Source organism: Xanthomonas populi, assembly GCF_002940065.1.
GTDB lineage: Bacteria > Pseudomonadota > Gammaproteobacteria > Xanthomonadales > Xanthomonadaceae > Xanthomonas > Xanthomonas populi.
On the sequence record NZ_MDEJ01000396.1, the window covers coordinates 1 to 274 of the forward strand.

General features: G+C 55.8%; 1 pseudogene. It reads left to right on the forward strand.

Annotated features, from left to right (window positions below):
* Positions 1 to 274: pseudogene (locus XpopCFBP1817_RS21420) on the forward strand (IS481 family transposase); the annotation flags it as partial.

Sequence of the window (274 nt, forward strand, 5' to 3'; positions counted from 1 at the left end):
GAGGATGAGGCGGCGATCGTCGCCTTCCGCAAGCACACGTTGCTGCCGCTGGACGACTGTCTCTACGCACTGCAGCCGAGTATCCCGCATCTGACGCGCTCATCATTGCATCGTTGCCTGCAGCGCCATAGCATTTCGCGGCTACCGGACATCAAAGGCGACAAACCCGCCAAGAAGCGGTTCAAAAGCGATCCGATCGGCTACTTTCATATCGATATCGCAGAGGTACAAACATCCGAGGGCAAGCTTTATTTGTTCGTGGCCATCGACAGAA